The following is a 3,599-nucleotide window of genomic DNA, read 5'->3' on the forward strand; positions in this document are numbered from 1 at the left end:
GCCGCATCCGCGAGCACAATGTTCGGTGCCGCATCAGCGAGAATGTGCACCAAGCGCTCACTCGGATACGCTGGGTCGAGCGGTACATACGCGCCCCCGGCCTTTAAAATCGCCAGCAGCCCCACGACCAGTGCGGGACTACGCTGCACGCAGATCGCCACTCGGGCATCGGGCTTGACGCCTAACTCGATCAACTGGTGCGCGAGGCGATTGGCTTGTGCGTTCAGCTGCGCATAACTGAACGTTTGATCTTCAAACACCAGCGCTGGCGCCTCGGGGGTGCGCTTGACCTGCGCTTCGAATAGCTGGTGCGCGCATAAGTGCGACGGATACGCCTGCTGCGTCGCGTTCCACGTGTTAAGCAGCAACTCGCGCTCGGCCTCGGGCAGCACCTGCAGCTGCTGCACTGCGGTGTCGGGCGTCGCCTCGAGCACGTCGGCCAAGCTGTGCAGCGCCTGCTGCATATACGCGCACACCCGCTCGGGCTCTAGCGACGGCACGCTCTGGGCCGTCAGCTCCAACGATTGCCCATTATCATCCACTGACAGCCCGATTGGGTAATTGGTGCGCTCCTGGGCGCTCAACAGCTCCACACCCGGTAGCCCGCTGCGCTCGCTTGAATCCATCGCATTGTGCCGGTAATTGAGCAGCGCACTAAAGAGCGGCGTACCGGCTGGCACGCCGCTGCAGCGCTGTGCAAGCGCCAGCGACGCATGCTCATGCTCGAGCAGCGCCGCCAGCCGCGCATGCGTCGCATGCACGGCAGTCTCTACACTGCCGTCCAGGTCCACGCGCAGCGGCAACGTATTGATAAAAAGCCCCATCGCACGATCGGCACCTTCCCCCGCTTGCATTCGCCCAAACAGCACCGTGCCAAACACCACGTGTTGTTGGCCGCTCGCGCGGGCGAGCACCTGCGCCCATGCCAGGTGACACAAGCTCGCCAGACTGACGCCCAACCGCTTCGCATGCGCGCGCAGCCGGTCGTTCAACGCCGACGGCAGCATCCGGTGTGACTCGCTCACTTCACTGCCGTCGTGCTGTACCTGCGCGAGCCCAAACGGCAAGGTCGGCTCCACATCCGCGAGCAGCTCGGTAAAAAAGCGCGTATGCTCGGCTTCGCTCACCCCCAGCCTGGCTTGCGCGACCAGATGGCGGAACGGCTGCGCCGGCGGCAGCGTGTCGCCTCGACCCTCGGCGAACGCCCGCACCTCCGCGTGCATCACTTCCAGCGTCGAGTGGTCGATAATCAAATGGTGCAGCCGCTGCATAAGTAGCCAGCGCCCCCTACTATCCTGGGCGATCGCACAGTGCAGCAGCGGCGCGTGCGTCAGATCCAGCCGCGTGTGACGCGGATCAAAGCGCCGCGCCAATTGTTCGGCGATCGGCCCGTCAGCGGCGTCCAACGTCAGCTCGGTGACCGGCAACTGTGCGTGGCGCCATACCACTTGCGCGGGCGAGGACACACCTTCCCAGACGAACGCGGTGCGCAAAATATCGTGCCGATCGATCACCTGCTGCAGCGCATGCAGGTACTGGTCAAGCTGCGCTCGCGTCTCAAAGGCCAGCTGCACCATCAGCAGATACGGATCGCCTGTGCTGGCCAGCAGATGGTGAAACAGCAGCCCGTCTTGCAGTGGCGACAGGGCATAAATGTCCTGGATATTGGCCACACCCTGCGGCACCTGCTCGACAATCTTATCAATGTCCGCTTGCGTCAGCTCAATGAGCGGCAGCATCGACGGCGTAATCGCACTCGTGTCGGGCGTGATCGCGTTCGCAGGTACCACCACGTCACGGCGCTGACCCAACGTCTGCGCCAACGCACTGAGCGTCGGTGCCTCAAACAGCAGCCGCACCGACACACTCAAGCCCCGACGCCGCAGGCGCTCAATGAGCTGCACCGCGAGCAGCGAGTGCCCGCCGAGCGCAAAGAAGCTGTCGTGCCGACCGACCTGCTTCACCCCCAATAGCTCGGCCCAGATCGCCGCGAGCGTCGTCTCGAGCTCACCTTGCGGCGCTTCATACGCTTGATGCGCCAGTGCGTCATCATCCGGGGCGGGCAGTGCACGCCGATCGAGTTTGCCGTTCGGCGTCAGCGGCCACGCATCGAGCCGCATAAACGCGCTGGGCACCATATACTCAGGCAGGCTCGCCGCCACCTGTGCACGCAAGGTGCTCGCCAGGTGCTCATCCGCTTCGGCCTGCACATAGGCCACCAGCCGCTTAGCCGAGCCCTCACCGGTTGCCAGCACCACCGCGTCGCGCACTTGCGCATGCGCTGTTAAGCACGCTTCGATCTCCCCCGGTTCAATGCGAAAGCCGCGGATCTTCACTTGCTCATCATTGCGCCCCAAGAATTCCAGATTGCCATCCGGTAAATAACGCGCCAAATCACCCGTCTTGTACATCCGCGCATCCGACTCGTCCACGAATGGATCGCGCACGAAACGCTCGGCGGTCAACTCCGGGCGGTTCAGATAGCCGCGTGCGACCCCGGCGCCACCCATATACAACTCGCCGACCGCACCCAGCGGCACCGGCTGGCCGTGCGCATCGAGCAAATAAACGCGCGTGTTCGCTATCGGCCGACCAATCGGTAAACGTTCAGCTCGATCGCCAAGCTCAGTGACCTCATAAGTCGTTGAAAAAGTCGTATTCTCGGTCGGCCCGTAGCAGTGGATCAAATGCTTCGGCCCATCATGCTTCAGTAGCTGCGCGAAGCGCTCAGGGTTCTCTTGTTCTCCACCACAGAGCAAATATTTCAATCGCGCCAAAGCCGGGGCCATCAAAGGAACCAGCTGATTGAATAACACCGTTGTCAGAAAAAGTGTGGTCACCCTGTATCGGGCAAGTGCCTCCTCTAGACGTTGGGGATTCAGCACCGCATCCCTATCGAATAGGACGACGGTGGCGCCATTTAACAGCGGTGCCCACACTTCAAACGTGCTCGCGTCGAAAGCCGGGTTCGCTGCGAACGCCACACGATCACCGGTGCCAATGTCAACATAGCCATTGTTGATGACCAGCCGCGCAATCGCATGATGCGGCACCATCACGCCTTTCGGCGTGCCGGTCGAACCCGACGTATAGATCACATACGCCAGATGCCGGGCGGTGAGCGCGGCTACCGACGGATTCGTGTCCGGCAACGCCGGCAGCGTGGCCGGATCGAGCACCGTGCATGACGCGAGCGCCGCGTCGCCCAGCGCAGCGCGCCCGGCCGCATCCGCGAGCACAATGCTCGGTGCCGCATCGGCGAGGATGTGCGCCAAGCGCTCACTCGGATACGCTAGATCCAGCGGCACATACGCGCCGCCGGCCTTTAAAATCGCCAGCAGGCCGACGACCAGCGCCGGTGAGCGCTCGACGCAGATTGCCACGCGCGTGTCTGGCTTGACGCCTAACTCGATCAACTGGTGCGCGAGACGATTGGTTTGTGCGTTCAGCTGCGCATAGCTCAGTGTCTGCGATTCATACACCAGCGCTGGCGCCTCGGGGGTACGCTCGACCTGCGCTTCGAACAACTGGTGGATGCATAAGTGCGCCGGATAGTCCCGCTGCGTCGCATTCCACTCGACCAACAGCCGATGCCGCTC

General features: G+C 62.9%; 1 protein-coding gene. It reads right to left on the reverse strand.

Features of this window, described 5'->3' with window-relative positions; translation table 11 throughout:
- On the reverse strand, positions 1-3,599 hold a 3,599-nt coding region (locus B0O95_RS15020; protein ID WP_146064117.1), incomplete at both ends, for a non-ribosomal peptide synthetase.

Origin of the sequence: Mycetohabitans endofungorum (genome assembly GCF_002927045.1) — a bacterium.
Classification (GTDB): Bacteria; Pseudomonadota; Gammaproteobacteria; order Burkholderiales; family Burkholderiaceae; genus Mycetohabitans; species Mycetohabitans endofungorum.